Origin of the sequence: Bradyrhizobium sp. AZCC 2289 (assembly GCF_036924615.1) — a bacterium.
In the GTDB taxonomy this organism is placed as follows: domain Bacteria; phylum Pseudomonadota; class Alphaproteobacteria; order Rhizobiales; family Xanthobacteraceae; genus Bradyrhizobium.
This window is the reverse complement of sequence record NZ_JAZHRY010000001.1, coordinates 7,827,989-7,845,945: the sequence shown is the minus strand read 5'-3', so window position 1 is coordinate 7,845,945 and position 17,957 is coordinate 7,827,989. Positions and strand designations below refer to the sequence as shown.

Here is a 17,957-nt window from a genome sequence, read left to right as displayed (position 1 = left end):
GCGCTTATCGGCAATCCAGCTGCGCCTCGAACCAGTTTTGCAATGCGGCCGAAAGCGGCGGCCAGGCGCGTTGAAAATTGGAGAGCTGCCTTGCATTCGCGCGATAGATTCCGCGCAGTTCGTCCTCGATTGCCGGGAGATCAACACCAAGGCACCGGCCTTCGCTGACGACCAGCCGCCCATCCACAACCACATCGCGCAACAGCGACGCATTGCCTCGCGCAAACAGGAGATCCAGCGGATCGACCGGCAGGATCTGATCGCGATCGAGGCGATCGAGATCGACCGTCACGAAATCGGCCGGCGCGCCAGGAACGAGTTCTCCGGTTCCCGGCGCGCCGGTGGCGCGACGGCCGTTGCGAACCGCGAGACCGAAGAACTCCGGACATGTCCAATTCCGCTTGAAGCCGAGGCCGCCGTGCATCATCTGCACCAGCCTCATTTCCCTGAGCACGTCGTCGTCCTCGTCGAGTGCCAGACCATCGACGCCGACCGCGATGGCGCAACCGCATTGATGCGCGGCGGCGATTGGCGCGAGCCCGGAGCGCAGATGCATGTTGGAACTGAAATTGGTGACGATGCGCGCGCCGGATGTCGCGATGAGATCGATCTCGTCCGGCCGGGCATGGATGCAATGCGCCAGCGTCAGCCGCTCGGAGAGGAATCCGATATCGCTGAGATAGCGAACGATCCCTTGCGGGAAATGCTCGTCGGCCCAGGCGCGCTGATAGACCGTCTCCAACAGATGCATGTGGATGCGGCGTCCGGTCTGCGCCGAATTCTCGGCCACGGCTTCAAGTAGCGGTTTTGAGCACCATTGCACGCCGGCGGGGCCAAGCTGCACATCGATCTTCGGGCCGGCAATCGCGGAGGCGATCGCTTCCGTCAATTCGATATAGGCCCTGGGTGACATCGGCGATCGGACGAACAGTTCCTCGACCGTTTTGCGATCATCGCTGGATAGGCTCGACAGCACCGGTTCGCTATCGCCATACACCACCGGGTTCTGGTCGCGCACCGCGATCGCGAAGGCGATGCGGATACCGACGTCGGAGGCCGCCCGCGCGATCGCGCTGGCCTCGTCCACCAGCGGCATGGTTCCGCTCGGCCGCGTGTAGTGGATCATCATCGACGCGCAGCCGGCGCGCGCCGATCGTGCCAGCGCGGATGCTGCCGTGAGGTAAGGGTCGACCGGCGTGCCCAGCGCGGACCGCAAGATCCAGCTTTCCAGGGGCATGCCGAGCGCCCCGAACGACGAGGTGGGCGCCCGCGCATGGTCGTGGGCGTTGACGAAGGCCGGAACGACGAAGGAGCGAGGCCCGGCCGCGGGTCCCGCGGCTTCCGAGATGGAGGTGATGATGCCGTTGTCGTGCCGCAGTACGACGTTCTCGAGCAGCCCCCGGTCAGGGCCACAGAACAGGCTGGTTGCCGTAATTTCCGTCGTCATCACCGCGCCTTTTCCGTCATTGCGAGGAGCACTTGCGACGAAGCAATCCACTCTTTCTTAGCGCCGCTAGATGGATTGCTTCGCTTCGCTCGCAATGACGATCTGAAAACCTCCGTCAGTTCGTGATGTAAGTCAGTTCGCGCTCGCCGCGCGGCGGCAGGAATTCGCGCGTGAAGATCTCGGAAGGCGTCGGCGTACGCGCCAGCTGATAGCCTTGGACGATGATGCCGATGTTGCTGGTCATGCGGTCATCCCTGATATCGCCGACACCGATATCCTTCATCTCGGCCGAGACGATCAGCTTGTCGAAGGAATATTGCAGGCGGCGCTTCTCGACGTCGACATTGATCAGATTGTCGTAGTTCAATGTCGCCTTCATGCCGGCGTTCTGGTCCCTGGCGACCGCGATCAGACCCTTGTTGATGGCGCGGACGAGACCCGCCACGGCCTTCGGATTGGACGCCAGCAGCTTGCGCGAGACCATTACGCCGTTGGAATAGAGGTCCATGCCGTAGTCGCCGAACGAGAACCATTTGTAGTCCTTGTCCGGATCCTGGCGGTTCAGCACCAGATTGAAATAGCTGGTGATATTGAACACCAGGGCGGCGTCGATATCGCCCTTGATCAGCATCGGCTCCTGAAGGTTCGGCGCCATGTTCGAAATCTTGATCTTCTCGCCCTCCAGCTTGTTCTTCTGGACGAACACCGGCAGCAGCCGCGTGGTCGGCGTGCCCTGCGCACCGCCCAGCGTATGGCCCTCGAAATCCTTGATGCTGTTGATGCCGCTGCCGTTCTTGGTCACGATCGCGAACGGCGGCTGATTCCAGATCATGTAGACCATGACGGGCGCATCCTGTGGCCGCGTCGCAGCGTTCTGGATGATGGCGTTGACGTCGCCGAAGCCGGCGTCGTAGGCCCCGGACATGATGCGCGTCACCGTCGCACCCGAGCCTTCACCCTGGTCGATCACGACGTTGAGGCCCTCGTCCTTGAAGTAGCCGTTGTCCTTGGCATAGAAGAACGCGGCGTCGGACCCTTGCGTCTTCCAGCCGAGCGTAAACTTGATGGTGGTTTCCTCGGCGCTGGCTACGCCCGCGAACAAAGCGACTCCTAATAGCGCAGCACCTACTCTAGCTAACATGGTGACCTCCTCAACTGGGTTGGACGGCGGTTGGCGAAATGAAGTTCATGTGGCGATCACGTCGTTCTTGCGGGTGGCCCACCCGGTGACGCGGGCCTCGATCAGCGAAAAGATCACGTAAAGCGCGACGCCGAGGCCTGCGAGCACGAACAGGCCGGCGAACACCAGCGGCACGTTGAAATTGGAGGACGCGGTCATCATCACATTGCCGATGCCGCGGTTTGAGGCCACGGTCTCCGACAGCACCGCGCCGACAAAGGCGTAGGAGATCGCGACCTTCAGGGAAGCAAAGAAGAACGGCATCGTTCTGGGCAAGCCGACATTCCAGAGGATGTCGAACTTGCTGGCGCCGAGCGCCTTGAGCACGTCTTCGAGTTCGGGCTCGGTGGTGGCCAACCCCGTCGCGATGTTCACGACGATCGGAAAGAAGCAGATCGACAGCGCGGTCAGCACCGCCGGCACCGTGCCGGAGCCGAACCACAGCACGAAGATCGGCACGACTGCGACTTTCGGGATCGACGAAAAGCCGACCAGCAGCGGATAGGCGGTATCATAGGCGGTTTTGGATACGCCGATGACGGCGCCGAGCACGACACCGAGTGCGACGCCAAGCACGAAGCCGGCCATGGTCGTGGCCAGCGTCTGGATGATGTGCGGCCACAGGATCGGGAATTTCTGGTACAGCGTGACGAAAACCTGCGACGGGCGCGGCAGCACGAGGTCGGACATGCCGGTCATCAGGCAGAACAGCTCCCAGCCGACGAAGAACAGCACGATCAGCCCCGCCGACCAGGCCTTTTGACGGTAATCGAGTTGGGGCATGGCTTAAGCCGCTCCCTCTGCTGATGCGGTTCGGGCATCGACGATGAAGGCTCTCAGTTTTTGGTTGAGCGCCACGAAGTCGGGCTCGAATGTGTTGGCGACGGTACGCGGGCGGCTGAAGGTGACCTGGCTGTCGTCGAGAATGCGGCCGGGCCGCGCGCTCATCACGCAGATGCGGCTGGCGAGGAACGCGGCCTCGCGCAGATCGTGGGTCACCAGCAGCACGGTGGCGCTGTGGGCCATCCAGAGATCCTGCAGGATCGACCACAGCTCTTCGCGGGTGAACTGGTCGAGCGCGCCAAAGGGCTCGTCGAGCAACAGCATGCGCGGCTCATGTATCAGCGCGCGGCACAGATTGGCGCGCTGAAGCATGCCGCCGGAGAGTTGCCAGGGAAACCGGCTGCCAAACCCCTTCAGCCCGACCTGCTCCAGCAATGCGTTGGCCTTGTCGCGGAATTCAGTCTTGCGCAGTTTTCGAAACTGCGAACGGAACGGCTCGACGATCTTGAGCGGCAGCATGATGTTCCGCTCGATCGTCATCCACGGCAGCATGGTCGGATTCTGGAACGCCATCCCGACCCGCAAGGCGCGCGCCGCGACTTCCCGGCCGCCGACGATGACGACGCCGGTGGTCGGCTGAACCAGGCCGCTCACCAGCCGCAAGATGGTCGACTTTCCGCAGCCGGACGGCCCGACCAGGGCGACGAACTCGCCATCGGCAATACGGAGCGTGGTTTTGGACAACGCCGGCACCGCCCGCGCACCGCGTCCGAAGGTGACCGACGCGTCCGACAGTTCGATGGCGACAGGCGCGGCGGCGGCCGGAACCGGCATTGCCTCGAACTCCGAAACTGGTTGCATGCGCATCATGGCAGTAAGTGCATGCAAGCCGGATGCCAGCGAAACTCGCGTTTTAAATCAACAGCATCGCCAAAAGCCGCCGAATTTCGCCGGATTCAATTTGGGCAATCGGGCCACCAAACTGCATGCAATTCAGGCGCTCAATTGTTGAACAGCTGTGATATGCAGGTTCCCATTCGAAGCACTTCGATCAAGGATTCGCCGATGGCGCCTCGCGCTGCCAGCAAAACTGCTGAATCTTCCGACAAGGTCAGCGTGATCTGCCGCGCGCTGCGCCGCGCCATCATCGAGCAGGCGCTGGAGCCCGGCGCGAAATTGCCGGAGGATTCGCTCGGCGAACGCTTCGGTGTCAGCCGCACCATTGCGCGGCATGCGCTTGGACAATTGGCCGCCGAAGGCCTGGTCGAACTTCGCCGCAACCGGATTGCGGTGGTGGCGACGCCGAGCTGGCAGGAAGCCCGCGATGCCTTCGACATCCGGATCGAGCTCGAGCGGCTGGTGGTGCGCCAGCTCGCCGGCAAGCTGACCAAAGCCCAGATCGCCACGCTCAATGCCCATGTCGATGCGGAAGATGGTGCCCGGGACGGCACCGACGCGGTATCGATCCGTCTGGCGACCGAGTTTCACATCCTGCTCGCCCACATGACGAACAGCCCGATCCTAGTGCGTTATGTCAGCGAGGTCGCCTATCGCTGCTGTCTGACACTATCGTTGTACAGCCGCCCGCACTCGTCGGAATGCGCGATCAACGAGCATCGCGCGATCATCGCGGCGCTCGTCAAGGGCGACGAAGGCAAGGTGATGAGCCTGATGCACAGTCATCTGGATTCGGTCGCCAACCGCGCGCTGGTGGCGCCCGCCCCGCAACGCGGCCGCGATCTGCTGGATATTCTAGCGCCTTATGCCGAGGAGGGCGACAGCGATCGCGTGGTGAAGCTGCCGAAGGTGGTGAGGGTTAGGTAGCCGCAGCCGTCATTGCGAGCGCAGCGAAGCAATCCATCGCGCCGCGCAAAAGGAAGAATGGATTGCTTCGTCGCTTCGCTCCTCGCAATGACGACGAAGTATCAGCCGATGCGCCGTCACGCCTCGATCCCGCGATGAACCAAAATCCGCTCCGCGCTGTCGTTCCAGACATCCATCTTCACGATCCGGCCGTCCTTGACCACGAAGCGGTCGACATAGCGGTTGCCCTCGAACGGCGTGCCGTCGATCCATTCGCCGTAGAGCGTGCCGACGCTGTAGACGACGGTCTCGCCATTGCCGGGGCACACATCGAAGCGGTCCATCTGCTTTTTTACCCAGCGATAGCGCCGCGCATTGAAGCCGGTCGGCCCGCGCGGATGATCGAATTCGCGTCCGCCGGTGAAGGTGATCACCGTGCCCGGCTTCATAAAGGCTGCGGCGGCGTCCGGATCGGGGATCATCGACGCGGTCAGATAGGCTTCGACCACTTCGGCATCCGACAAGGATCGGGCTTCGGCTTGCGCAGCAGCGGACATGGCGGATTCTCCGTGGACGTCGAAATACTACAATCCGGCTGTCAGATTGCATGCACATTTTTTGAACACTTTGGCCTATGAACTGCACACAATCTGGTGCTGCCTGATGATGGCGCTTCCGCTAGGGTTCGGTTCCTCCGTCTGTCTCCTCCAGCTTGCTTTGCCCATGAACGCGCGAACCGCCTTCGACCTGATCTTCCGCAATGCCAGGACGCGGTCCGCGGCAACACCGGTCGATATCGGGGTATCCGGCGGCCGGATCGCCGCCATCGAACCGCGTCTCGCCTGCGAAGCCGCCGAGATCGACGCCGGCGGCAGGCTAACGCTGCCCGGCTTCGTGGACACCCACATCCATCTCGACAAGGCCTGCCTGCTCGGCCGCTGCGGGCACGATCACAGTACCGTCAGCGAAGCCATATCAGCGGTGGCGGCGATGAAGCGCGACTTCACGGTCGACGATATCTATGCGCGCGGCGCCCGCGTGATCGAACGCGCCGTCGTGCACGGCACCACGCACATGCGTACCCATGTCGAAATCGACCCGCGCATCGGTTTGCGCGGGTTCGAGGCGATCAAGGCGCTGAAGCGCGATTATGGCTGGGCGATCGACCTGTCGATCTGCGTGTTTCCGCAGGAAGGCCTGACCAACGATCCCGGCACCGAGGAGCTTCTGGTCGAAGCCCTGCACGACGGCGGCGAGGCCATCGGCGGCTGTCCCTATATGGACACCGACCCGAATGCGCATATCGAAAAGCTGTTCGATCTGGCGCAACAGTTCGACGTCGATGTCGATCTCCACCTCGACTTCGATCTCGATCCATCCTGGTGCCATATGGAGGAGGTCTGCCGGCAGACCGACCGGCGCAATTATCACGGCCGCGTCGCCATCGGCCACGCCTCAAAGCTTTCGGCGATGCCGCCGGAACAACTCAAGGCAGCCACCGGGCGGCTGGCCAAGGCCGGCGTCGCCGTTACCGTGCTGCCGGCGACCGATCTTTATCTGATGGGGCGGGACGCCACGCACAACTCGCCGCGCGGGCTCACCGTCGCGCACAGGCTGGTCGAAAGCGGCGTGCTGTGCTCGGTCGCGACCAACAACGTGCTCAATCCATTTACCCCGTTCGGCGATGCGTCGCTGCTGCGGATGGCCAACTTCTACGCCAATGTCGCCCATGCCGGCGTCAGCGAATTCGACGCCTGTCTCGACCTGGTGACCGACCTCCCCGCACGCCTGATGAACCTGCGGGATTACGGCATCGCCGTCGGCAATCCCGCCGATCTGGTCGTCCTTGATACCGATTCCGGCCCCAACGCGATCGCGGAATTGCCTGACGTGCTGATGGGGTTCAAGCACGGGCGCCAGGTGTTCGAGCGGCGCCGGCCGACGCTGTTTCCGCCGCAAGGCTAGGACATCTTCCAGTTCGGTGGCTTCATCCTTCGAGACGCGGCCAAGTGGCCGCTCCTCAGGATGAGGTCTCAGATCCTCATGGTGAGGAGCGCGGCAACGCCGCGCGTCTCGAACCATGAGGCCACGGGATGCCCCTCATGCAATTGACGGGCCGATCAATCCATTGTTGTTATCGGCCAACTCAAAAACACGGCCGGGCAGGAAAATCATGACCAAGACATCCAGCATCAGAAGCGTCGAAACCCTGTCCTGCGACGCCGGCTGGCGCAACTACCACTTCGTCAAGGTCATGACCGAAGACGGCATCGTCGGTTGGAGCGAATTCGACGAAGGGTTCGGCGCGCCCGGCGTCGGCACCGCAATCCAGCGGCTGTCGACGCGGATCATCGGCCAGAACGCCTTCCAGCATGAACGGATCTACGCCGAGCTGTTTTCTGCGACGCGTCCCGCCGCCGGCGGCGTGGTGGCGCTGGCGCTCGGCGCGATCGAGAACGCACTGCTGGACGTGAAGGCAAAAGCGCTCGGCGTGCCCTGCTATGAACTGCTCGGCGGCAAAATCCGCGACCGGGTCCGGGTCTACTGGTCGCATTGCGCCACCTGGCGCATCAATCATCCCGACTGGTACAAGCCGGCCATTACCGACCTCGACGGCGTCAAGGCGATCGGCTACGAGGTGCGCGAAAAGCGCTTTACCGCGATGAAGACCAATATCTTCGTCTACACCGACGGCAAGCCGCAGGGCTGGCGGCCGGGCTTCGGCTCGCCGTTCGAGCCCGAGATCAATGTCGACCGCAAGGTGCTGCGCAATCTCTGCATGCATCTGGAGGCGATCCGCGATGGCGCCGGACCCGACGTCGATCTGCTGCTCGACCTCAACTTCAACGCCAAGACTGAAGGCTATCTGAAGATCTTGCGCGCGATCCGGGATATGGACATGTTCTGGGTCGAGATCGACAGTTTCAATCCCCAGGCGCTCGGCTATATCCGCCGCCAGAGCCCGTATCCTATCTCGTCCTGCGAGACGTTATTGGGCCTGCGCGAATTCCTGCCCTATTTCACCGAGCAGGCGATGGATGTCGCGATCGTCGACACGCCCTGGAACGGCGTGTGGCAGTCGATGAAGATCGCCGCCGCCGCCGAACACTTCGAGGTCAACGTCGCCCCGCATAATTTCTACGGACATCTCTGCACCATGATGAACGCGCATTTCTGCGCGGCGGTGCCGAATTTGCGGATCATGGAAACCGATATCGATCGCCTCGCGTGGGATCATGAGCTGTTCACACATGTCCCCGACTATGTCGACGGCCACCTCGTCATTCCGGATCGGCCAGGCTGGGGTACCGAGCCGAACGAGGAAGGCCTGCGCGCGCATCCGGCGAAGAGCAAGGCCGGGTTGCTGAATTACGGGCAGGCGGGAAAGCGATGATGTTGAAATCAGACTAAGACGCTCTCCACACGTCGTCCCGGCCTAGTGCGCAATTGCGCACGGGGGGCCGGGACCCATACCGCGGAATCTCTCGATAGGACGCGGTGGTAGACATCTTCCGCAAAACTACTTCCTGGAGTTATGGGTCCCGGCTCCTGATGCGCAATTGCGCATACGGGCCGGGACGACGATCGAATTTCCCGGATCAATTATCCCCCGGCAAACTCGTAAACGCGCTCTCGATCACGTCGCCGATCGGCTGCCAGGCGTTGCCGTCGAACTGCACCAGCCGCATCTGCTCGATCGGGCGGAAGTCGGTCGGCCCGGTGTTGATCGCGATGCCCGGCAGCGCGATGGGGTTCTGATAGTTTTTCAGGGACGCCGCCTGCCGCATGATGTTTTCGCGCGAGAGGTCGTTGCCGCACTGGGTCAACACCTGCAACAGCGTTTCGGCTGCCGCGTAGCCAAACAGGGCGTAGGCGTCCTCCCTGTCGCCGTCGGGATAATATTTGTCCATGAACGCCAGCCACGCCTTGATGGCAGGGTCTTCTTTCCAGGTGGTATCGCCCGCATCCTTGAGGAACGAGGTTGAAATCACGCCGACGGCATTCTGAAGCCCCGCCGGTCTCAACGCGTTTGCTATGGATGCCGCCGCATTGACCAGCACCAACACCGGATGCCAGTCCAATTCGGCCGCTCTACGGATGGCACGGGCCGAGATCGGCGGCGCGCAATTGAGGACGAGCACTTCAGCGCCGGAGTTCTTGAGGATGTCGACCTGGGCATCGATCGACATATCCGCTTCAATGGCGATGTCCGCCACAATCCTGTCGGCGGTCACTCCCAAGCCTTCCTGCAATCCGCGGAAGAGATCGCGACCGAACTGATCGTTCTGCCAGAGCACGGCGATCTTGCGGTCCGAATAGGAAGCCTGGATGTAGTTGGCGTAAATCCTTCCCTCTGCCCGAAACGTCGGCTGCCAGCCCATCGTCCACGGAAATTTTTTGGGGTGCGCCCACTCCTCGTCGGCGGAGGCGACGAAGAGCTGGGGTATCTTTTTGTCGTTGAGATATTTCCGGGTGGCCAGATTGCCCGGCGTTCCGAACGACCCGAACATCAGCAGCACGTTCTCCTTCTCGACGAGATCGCTGGTCTGCTCGACCGCTTCCTTCACATTCGAACTGTCGTCGCGGGAGATGAACTTTATCTTGTGTCCGTTGATGCCGCCGCGCTCGTTGACCATGTTGAAATAGGCAGCCTCCGCCTTTCCGATGGTCGCAAACCCAGCCAGCGGCCCGGTGTAGGGCATGATATTGCCGATGCGGATGTCGCTGTCGGCCGCGCCGGCGTCGGCGGCCTGCTGCGCGCTCAGCGGCGTAGAGGTGAGGAGCGCGGCGAGGAGGAAAGATATCGAAAGTCCGGTTTGTTTTATTGTTTGCATCAACATCGCCTCAAACGCATTGACCGCCCCCGGAAGCCGCCCACTGCGTTCCATCCAGCGATCACAACAATACCGCGCAAGTGTGACTGTTGAAATCAATTGTTGCGCTTGACCGGTGGCCGGACGATCCGTCAGCGCAGCCTGATATCCAGCCAGCCCAGCGCGTTAACGGTCACCCGGTCGCCGCTATCGACCAGCACCGTCGTGGTCTCGGCCTCGATAATCGCAGGCCCCGCCAGGGAATGACCGGGCTCGAGTGCGTCGAGCGAATAGACGGGAACCTCGCGCCACGCGCCGAAGAACGCCTGCCGCGTCGTGCGTGGCGAGCAGGCGCCGGACGACGTTGCGGATCCCGTATCCCGATCGATTGGCGCGACTGCGCCGACCGCCGCGACCCGCGCGTTGACGAACACCACCTCCTGGCCGCGCGAGGCGTAGGTGTACAACTCCTCATGCCGGCGGTGAAAGCGGTCCTCGATCTGCTCGACGATGTCAGGCGCAGCCAGATCAAGATCGGTCAGGGATACGTCGATTTCAAAGACCTGCTCGCCGTAGCGCATCTCTGCCGAGCGTTCGATCGAAACCGGTCCGTTGAACCAGGAGCGGAGCCGGCCGGCCGCCTGTTGTTCCAGTTCGGCAAACAGCTCACGCACTTCGCCGGCCGAAATGCGCGGACCGGCGCCATAATGGGTCCGGCTCAGTTCGTAACGCAGGTCGCTGGTCAGCATGCCCCAGGCCGACAGCACCGAGGCCACTGTCGGCACGATGATGCGCTTGATTTCCAGTTCGCGCGCGACTTCGGCGGCGTGCAATCCGGCTGCGCCGCCAAAGCTCAGCAGCGCGAATTTTCTGGGATCGACGCCGCGGCGCAACGTCATCAGGCGAATGCCATCCGCCATCGTCAGGTTGATCATTTTGTGGATGCCGGCGGCGGCCTCGAGCCGCGACAGTTCCAGCGATGCCGCGATCCGGTCGACCGCGGCCTCGGCGGCCGCGCGGTCGAGCGGCCGCGCGCCGCCCATGAACGCGGCGGCATCGAGATAGCCGAGCACGACGTTGGCGTCGGTGACGGTGGCGGCCGTGCCGCCATTGCCGTAACAGGCCGGCCCCGGCACCGAGCCGGCGCTCTCCGGCCCGACCCGCAATGTACCGCTGCTGTCGACGCTGGCGATTGAACCGCCGCCAGCCGCGATGCTGGCGATATCGAGACTGCGCAGCGCGATGCGCTGGCCGGCGAGCATCCCGTCGGCGGACAGCGACACCTGCCCGTCCGAGATCAGCGAGATATCGGTGCTGGTTCCACCCATGTCGAACGGCACCAGATCGGGAATACCCAGCAGAACGGCGCAGCGCCGGCTGCCCGAAATGCCGCCGGCGGGTCCGGACAGCACCGTGCCGGCAGCGAGCCGCGAGGCCTCCTCCACCGGCGCCATGCCGCCATGCGACAGCACGATAAAAAGGCTGCCTTTGAATCCGGCCTCGGTCAGCCGCGCTTCGAGGTTGGTCAGATAGCGCCGCACGACCGGTTCGACATAGGCGTTCACGATCGTGGTCGAGACGCGCTCATATTCCTTGATCTGCGGCAGCACATCGCTCGACCGCGACACGCTGATGCCAGGCAATTCCTTTGTCAGACGCTCGACCGCGGCGCGTTCGTGGACGGGATTGAGGTAGGAATGCAGAAAGCAAACCGCGACCGAGGTCGCGCCGGATTTCCTGACCGCGGCAATGGCTTCGCCGAGCGATCCGGCGTCCAGCGGCGTGAGAACTTCACCACTGGCCTTGAGCCGCTCGCGCACGCCAAAGCGGCGTTCGCGCGGCACCAGCGGTTCCGGCGGCGGCGAGCGCAAATCGTAACGGTCGGGTTTCAGGCCTTCGCGCATTTCGATGATATCGCGATGGCCCTCGGTGGTGAGCAGCGCGACCTTTGCTCCTTTGCGCTCCAGCAGCGCGTTGGTCGCGACCGTCGTGCCATGAACGAGGCGCTCGGTCGTAGCCAGCATCTCCGCGCGCGTCACGCCCAGACGGCGCGCCAGTTCTTCCAGGCCCGCCATGACGCCGAGCGACTGGTCGGCCGGCGTCGACGGGGATTTCGCAAAGATCGTCCGCCCGGTTTCATCCGTGGCGACCAGGTCGGTGTAGGTCCCGCCGACATCAACTCCTATTCTGAACATTGTTAGCTACGCTGCTCCGCCGGAGTGCCGGTCAGTCCCTGCTCCGCGTCGCGCTGCCGCGCGTTCGCCGATCTCAGGGAAGGCGGCCCCCAGCCGCCGCCGCCGGAGGAGCGGACTTCGAGGCAATCGCCGGGGTGGAGTTCGATGCCGACTTCCTTGGTGCGCAACAGGCGCGGCTCGCGGCCTTCCGACAGCAGACGATAGCGATGCGGTTGGCCGTCCTCGCCACCGAGCATGCCGCAGGGTCCATAGCGCACGCCATCGCCGGCGGTGTTGCCCTTCGCCGGCTTCTCGGTCTCCAGCACCAGATCGAGCGAGACGCCGAGCCCGCCGCGAAACTGTCCGTCGCCGCCGGAGCCGGCGCGGAATTCATGCTGCCGGAAATGCAGCGGGAAGCGCACTTCGGCGACTTCGAGGCTGCCGAATTTGAGGCCGCCGACCGAATGCCACTCGCCGATCGACGACCAGCCGTCGCCACCGGACGAGGCGCCGCCGCCGGGGCGGGCGTGAAACATGTGCCAGATGAAATCGCGCCCGGTGCGCGGGTCTTCGCCCTGGATCGCGATCCGGAACCGGCGGCCCCAGCCCGCCATCGCGCGCTCCGGACAGGACGCCGACATCGCTTTGACGATCGCCTCGACGATTTCATTGGAGGGATGGCTGGTGCACAGCGTCACCGGTCGGCCCGGATCGGCCCAGACAATCGTGCCTTGTTTTGCGATCACCTTGAGCGGCCGCAGTGCGCCGGTGTTTTTCGGGATTTCGGCGTCGATCAGATAGGCAAAGGCCATTGCGACCGCAGCCTGCATGTTGGCATGCGAGGAATTCACAAAACTGGTCGACTGCGGATCGGATTCGGAGAGATCGACCTCGATATCGCTGCCCTTTTTGGTGACCTTCGCCGCGATGCGGATGTCGCTGCGGCCATGGCCGTCATCGTCGAGAAATGCCTCGCCATGGAACACGCCGTCCTTCCAGGTCGAAACCACCGCGCGGGTCTGCTGCTCGGTCGCGTCGAGGATCGCTTCAATGGCGGCTTCGACGACGGGCGCGCCGAACTCCGAGAACAGTTTCGAGACGCGCCGCTCGCCGAGATGCGCAGCCCCCAGCATCGCAGCGAGGTCGCCGCGAAACTCGCGCGGGTTTCGGACGTTCAGCGCCAGCAGATCGAGCAGATCCTCGCGCGGCCGTCCGGCCTCGTAGAGCTTGATGGGCGGAATGCGCAGCCCCTCCTGGAAGATCTCGGTGGCGGCTGGATTGTAGGCGCCATGGGTGGCGCCGCCGATATCGCTTTGATGGGCACGAACGATGGTCCAGAGCAGACGCCTGTCGCCGGCGAAAACCGGCACGAACACGGTCAGATCCGGCAGATGGCTGCCGCCATGATAGGGATCGTTGAGCAGGATGACGTCGCCTGGTGCGACGTCCTTGAACCGCTCCTCGACCGCGATCGTCGCCCACGGCAGCGCGCCGACGTGCACCGGAAGGTGGTCGGCCTGCGCGATCAGGCGCGCACTGGCGTCGCAAATTGCCAGCGAGAAATCGCGGCTGGAATTGAGGATCTGGGAATAGGAGGTGCGAAGCATGGCTTCGCCCATTTCCTTCACGATCGAACTCAGACGATGCTGGACGACGGATCGGGTGATGGGATCGATCTTGGTGGACATTATTGCCTTGTTATTAACGCATCGCCAGTTCGGGGGAGACTTCCGCCAACTGCCGGGCGCTGCGTATGGGTGTCTATCTTACCGCTGTCGCCGGCGACGTATAGATCAAAAACAGGGAGGTGCCGACCGCCAGCACCGCAGCCATGAATAGCAGCACTGCAGGCAAGCCATGGAGTGCCGCAACCAACCCGGTTGTCGACTGCATCAGCGCCGCACCGAGGAAGAAGGCAAGGTTGATCGCCGAGAGCGCCTTGCCGGTATTCTGGGCGTCGACGAGCTGCCTCGTCATTCCGTAAAGCAGCGGCTGCGACGATAGAACGAAGCCGATCAGGACGAACAGGATGGCATCATATTGCGCGGGCATGACCGTAACGCCGAACAGGTCTGAAACCGGATAATGCGGCGCGCCTGCTGCCATCAGACAAAGCAAGACCGCCGCCAGAAAATGGCTGGCAGCGAGGATGCCCCGACGATGGCCAAACTTGCGGTCGAAGATCCCGATGCACAACGGCCCGACAATCAGAGCGACCGTGAACACGCCGAGTTCATTGCCGGCCTCGACGCGGCTAAGCCCCTTGACCTGCATCAGCCACGGACCAGCCCACAATCCCCGCAAGACCAGTGTGGCCGCCAACGAGACCAGCGCCAATGCGATCAGGCCGCGAAGCGGACGCGACAGGCCGAGGCGCAGCACCTCGGCCATCTGCGACAGCGGCGAGGATCTGTCCGCATGCGCGGCCGGTTGTTTCGGGACCAACACGAACACGGCGAGCGCCACCGCAAAACCGAGCCCTGCGGAGATCCAGAACCCGGCCCGCCAGCCCAGATGCTCGACGACCCAGGCGAGAGGGCTCGACGACAGCAGCATGCCGATATTGCCGATCGACAGGATCACGCCGGACCACAGACCGAACCGCGCCGCCGACATCTGCTTTGCGGCCAGCGTCATCGGACACATCAGCATCCCCGATGTCGCGACCCCGAGTAGAAACTGTCCGAACAGAAAACTCTCCGGCCCGGTGGCGAAGCCGGATGCCATCGCGCCAACGATGGTTCCGAGCAAAAGGCTCAGCGAAACCGGCCGGACGCCAAAGCGGTCCATGGCCGCGCCGACGGGAATCTGCGAGGCGGCAAAGGCAAAATGATAGATCGAGGTCAGGCTCGCCAGCGCCTGCGGCGGCGTGCCGAAATCGGCGGCCATCAGGTCGAGGCTGATGGCCGGGATCGTCCGCAGCAAGGTCGACAGCATATGGCCGCAGGCGAGCGCCAGAAGCGCAAAAATCAACGCACGGAAGCTGGTCCCCGCACCGTCAACCTTCCCCGCGTCCATGAATCGTCTCGTCCCAAAAAAATCTTGAGACGCGGCGTATCACCAATAAGCGGCAGACGCCAATCGCCTGCCGCCACGCGATCACTGCTTGTGGAAGACCAGCGTCCGCAGCTCGATGCTCTCGCGCGGCGGCGCGTCCGCCGGCGTGGTCGGATCGACGAAGGCGGTATGCGGCGCGAACCGGGTACGGCCATCGGTTGCTGAATCGTAACACTTCAGCAGCAGCGCCTCGTCGGCGGTCATCTGCGGAACGTAGAACCAGCGATGGTCGGGATTGTATTTGACCGAATAGGTTTCGCCGCTGCGGTTTGGATAGATCAGGTCGGAGGCGACGAGATCGCCGGGCTCAACCGTCTGCCCGTCGCACATCGCCAGCGGCGCGTCGCGCAACGGCCCCCGGATCGGCCGCCACAGATTGATGACCTGCACCCGCCCCTTCAGAAGCTCATCGGCCTCATCGGGCAAATGCTCGCGCACGCGGTTGGCCCCCGATACATCGGTCTGGTCGACATGGACGCGGGTCGCCGGCTGCCGCGGACCGGCGCCGCGAATATCGGCGGCACCTTCCACCCGCTTGCGCACGGTGTGGTCAAAGATGACGACGCGATCGGCCTTCAGGGTGGCCCGGAGGAAGGCCTCGGCGGCGGGATAGTAGACGCTCCTCACCTCCTTATCGTCGTAGAAATTCCGCACGATGGTCGGGTGTTTGACCAGCGCAAAACCCTCGCGGTCGAGCGAAAGGGTGTCGACGATCAGCCGCGCATCGAAGACCGGGACGTTGTGAGGTTCGGGCAGCGCGGTGGTTTTGGGCTCGCCCGGCGGCGGATCGAACGCGTAGGTTCGTGGCTTTCCCGGCGTCGGCGCCAGGTAGTTCAACTCGGCGGTGACGAACGGAAGCGACTCGATGCTGGTTTGTTGAAGGCCCATGGTGGTCTCCCGGACTCCATTGTTTGTTGTTTTGATCTTGGCGGTGCCGCCGCTCCCCGCAAGGCCGCCCCGCAAATAGCAACGTTGCGATTTCGGAGGGTGCAAACCGGAGAAAATTCGTATCGTCTGCGTCGCCCGGGCCGCGTGGTTGTTCTGGCAAGGCAAATCCGCCGACATTGACGCTTGCGCGATGCGCGGCAACAATAAATCCGCCAGGGAGAGAAACCATGAACATCACCATGAAAGACCGCGTTGCCGTCGTCACCGGCGGCAGCAAGGGGATCGGCATCGCGGTCGCGCGACGATTTGCCGAATCCGGCGCCAGGGTCGCGATCCTGGCGCGCGGCGCAGCGGATCTGAAGGCCGCGCGGGAGCGGCTCGCCAAGGACGGCCTCGAGGTCCGCGACTACGCCTGCGACGTTTCCAAGGCGGCGGACATTTCGAAGACCTGTGAGAAGATCACAGCCGATCTCGGCAAGATCGATGTCCTCGTCAACAATGCGGGGACGTCGCGCGCAATGGCGTTCGAGACCGTCACCGACGAAATGTGGCAGGAAGACCTCGACCTGAAACTGTTCGCCGCGATCCGCTTCAGCCGGCTGGTCTGGCCGGGCATGAAGGCGCGCAAATGGGGCCGCATCATCAATGTGCTGAACATCGGCGCCAAGGCGCCTGCCGCCGCATCGACGCCGACCTCGGTTTCGCGCGCGGCCGGCATGGCGCTGACCAAGGCGATGGCCAACGAAGGCGGCGCGCACAACATCCTGGTCAATGCGATGCTGGTCGGCCTGATCGTCAGCGATCAATGGGTCAAGCGGCACGCCCAAAGGGCACCGGACACGGATTTCGACGCCTTTACCCACGATCTGGCCAAGGGCGTTCCGCTCGGCCGGATGGGGACCGCAGAGGAGTTCGCCAACCTCGCCTGCTTCCTCGCCTCGGAGCAGGGCTCGTATATCACAGGCACCGCCATCAATGTCGACGGCGGCCGTTCACCGGTGGTGTAGCCCGCTTTCAAGTTCGGCGGCTTCATCCTTCGAGACGCGCTGCTGACGCAGCACTCCTCAGGATGAGGTCCTCGTCCCCCTCATGGAGAGGAGCGCGGCGAAGCCGCGCGTCTCGAACCATGAGGCAACGCAGACCGAAGGCCGAGATCGACAGTCCAAAAGCAAAAGGCCTCCGTCACCGGAGGCCTTTTCTTTTTTAAACCGCGTCCTTGGCAGCCTTGACCGGCCGTGCCCTGACGATCTTCCGGGCCGGCTTGGCCTTGAACATCATCTCTTCGCCCGTGAAGGGGTTGGTTCCCTTGCGGGCCTTGGTCGCGGGTTTCTTGACCACAACGAACTTCGCGAAGCCGGGAACGAGGAACACCCCGTTCTTCTTCAGCTCCTTGTGACCGACGTCGACGAGCGCTTCCATCACGCCCTTGACCTCTTTCTTGGAAACTTCGGTGGTGGTCGCGATCTTTTCGATCAACTGCGACTTCGACATTTGGGTAGCCATGTTTGCTCCATTGATTCTGGAATGAGCACGTTATGGCGGAAACTGGCTAAAAAAACAGGCTTTTCGACATTCTGCACAGCTATATCGCCGCGAAAGGCGCTATTTCCTGCAGTTCTAGGCGTTTTCTGGCCTGCCGGACGTGGCGGAGGCTCTATTTCAAGAGGTTTCGGGCGGCAAGAATCGTCTGCGGCGCGTTTCAGGAATGATCTTTCCGAATCAGAACATCATTAGAAAATGACTCTGGCTCACCTTCCATCGTAACATCGGACCCAGCTGCCGCCGCAGAGGTGGCTCACCACCCGATGCGC

General features: G+C 63.1%; 16 protein-coding genes. 5 read left to right on the top strand and 11 right to left on the bottom strand.

The features are described 5' to 3' along the window. Positions 1-4: 4 nt before the first annotated feature. The 4 genes from V1289_RS37060 to V1289_RS37045 form a co-directional block, all read right to left on the bottom strand. A complete protein-coding gene (locus V1289_RS37060; protein ID WP_334403689.1) occupies positions 5-1,447 on the bottom strand; it encodes an amidohydrolase family protein in 1,443 nt (480 codons plus the stop codon). 115 nt (positions 1,448-1,562) lie between these two features. After that, the gene (locus V1289_RS37055; RefSeq protein WP_334403688.1) at positions 1,563-2,588 is read right to left on the bottom strand and encodes an ABC transporter substrate-binding protein; all 1,026 of its coding nucleotides are present in this window, start codon (positions 2,586-2,588) and stop codon (positions 1,563-1,565) included. Positions 2,589-2,633: 45 nt separating this feature from the next. Next, positions 2,634-3,410, bottom strand: coding sequence for an ABC transporter permease (locus V1289_RS37050; protein ID WP_334403686.1), 777 nt, complete (start codon positions 3,408-3,410; stop codon positions 2,634-2,636). Between the two features lie 3 nt (positions 3,411-3,413). Next, a complete protein-coding gene (locus V1289_RS37045) occupies positions 3,414-4,244 on the bottom strand; it encodes an ABC transporter ATP-binding protein (RefSeq protein ID WP_334403684.1) in 831 nt (276 codons plus the stop codon). 25 nt (positions 4,245-4,269) lie between these two features. On the opposite strand from V1289_RS37045, the gene V1289_RS37040 reads away from it, so the two are divergent. Together V1289_RS37040 and V1289_RS37035 are read left to right on the top strand one after the other, a co-directional pair. After that, the gene (locus V1289_RS37040) at positions 4,270-4,422 is read left to right on the top strand and encodes a hypothetical protein (protein WP_334403682.1); all 153 of its coding nucleotides are present in this window, start codon (positions 4,270-4,272) and stop codon (positions 4,420-4,422) included. Positions 4,423-4,475: 53 nt separating this feature from the next. Then, complete coding sequence (locus V1289_RS37035) at positions 4,476-5,234, top strand: GntR family transcriptional regulator (RefSeq protein WP_334403680.1); 759 nt, start codon at positions 4,476-4,478, stop codon at positions 5,232-5,234. 116 nt (positions 5,235-5,350) lie between these two features. Here the strand turns inward: V1289_RS37035 and V1289_RS37030 are convergent, their stop codons facing one another. After that, a complete protein-coding gene (locus V1289_RS37030; protein WP_334403679.1) occupies positions 5,351-5,770 on the bottom strand; it encodes a nuclear transport factor 2 family protein in 420 nt (139 codons plus the stop codon). Positions 5,771-5,936: 166 nt separating this feature from the next. On the opposite strand from V1289_RS37030, the gene V1289_RS37025 reads away from it, so the two are divergent. Both V1289_RS37025 and V1289_RS37020 read left to right on the top strand, forming a co-directional pair. Further along, positions 5,937-7,178: an amidohydrolase family protein gene (locus tag V1289_RS37025; RefSeq protein ID WP_334403677.1), complete on the top strand. Its 1,242-nt coding sequence runs from the start codon at positions 5,937-5,939 to the stop codon at positions 7,176-7,178. 208 nt (positions 7,179-7,386) lie between these two features. Continuing rightward, a complete protein-coding gene (locus V1289_RS37020) occupies positions 7,387-8,607 on the top strand; it encodes a mandelate racemase/muconate lactonizing enzyme family protein (RefSeq protein WP_334403675.1) in 1,221 nt (406 codons plus the stop codon). 205 nt (positions 8,608-8,812) lie between these two features. Here the strand turns inward: V1289_RS37020 and V1289_RS37015 are convergent, their stop codons facing one another. The 5 genes from V1289_RS37015 to V1289_RS36995 form a co-directional block, all read right to left on the bottom strand. After that, complete coding sequence (locus tag V1289_RS37015) at positions 8,813-10,048, bottom strand: ABC transporter substrate-binding protein (protein ID WP_334403673.1); 1,236 nt, start codon at positions 10,046-10,048, stop codon at positions 8,813-8,815. A 131-nt stretch (positions 10,049-10,179) separates the two neighbouring features. Next, entirely contained in the window at positions 10,180-12,222 is a 2,043-nt protein-coding gene (locus V1289_RS37010) for a hydantoinase/oxoprolinase family protein (RefSeq protein ID WP_334403672.1), read from the bottom strand. Positions 12,223-12,224: 2 nt separating this feature from the next. Beyond that, entirely contained in the window at positions 12,225-13,889 is a 1,665-nt protein-coding gene (locus tag V1289_RS37005) for a hydantoinase B/oxoprolinase family protein (protein WP_334403670.1), read from the bottom strand. A gap of 73 nt (positions 13,890-13,962) precedes the next feature. Next, positions 13,963-15,219 (bottom strand): MFS transporter, encoded by a 1,257-nt coding sequence (locus tag V1289_RS37000; protein ID WP_334403668.1) that lies wholly within the window; start codon positions 15,217-15,219, stop codon positions 13,963-13,965. 81 nt (positions 15,220-15,300) lie between these two features. After that, complete coding sequence (locus tag V1289_RS36995) at positions 15,301-16,146, bottom strand: CmcJ/NvfI family oxidoreductase (RefSeq protein ID WP_334403666.1); 846 nt, start codon at positions 16,144-16,146, stop codon at positions 15,301-15,303. Between the two features lie 227 nt (positions 16,147-16,373). Here V1289_RS36995 and V1289_RS36990 point away from each other — a divergent pair, with 227 nt between their 5' ends. Next, entirely contained in the window at positions 16,374-17,153 is a 780-nt protein-coding gene (locus V1289_RS36990) for an SDR family oxidoreductase (protein ID WP_334403664.1), read from the top strand. 196 nt (positions 17,154-17,349) lie between these two features. Here V1289_RS36990 and V1289_RS36985 read toward each other — a convergent pair whose 3' ends face one another. Next, positions 17,350-17,649, bottom strand: coding sequence for an HU family DNA-binding protein (locus V1289_RS36985; protein WP_027536409.1), 300 nt, complete (start codon positions 17,647-17,649; stop codon positions 17,350-17,352). Positions 17,650-17,957: the final 308 nt, after the last annotated feature.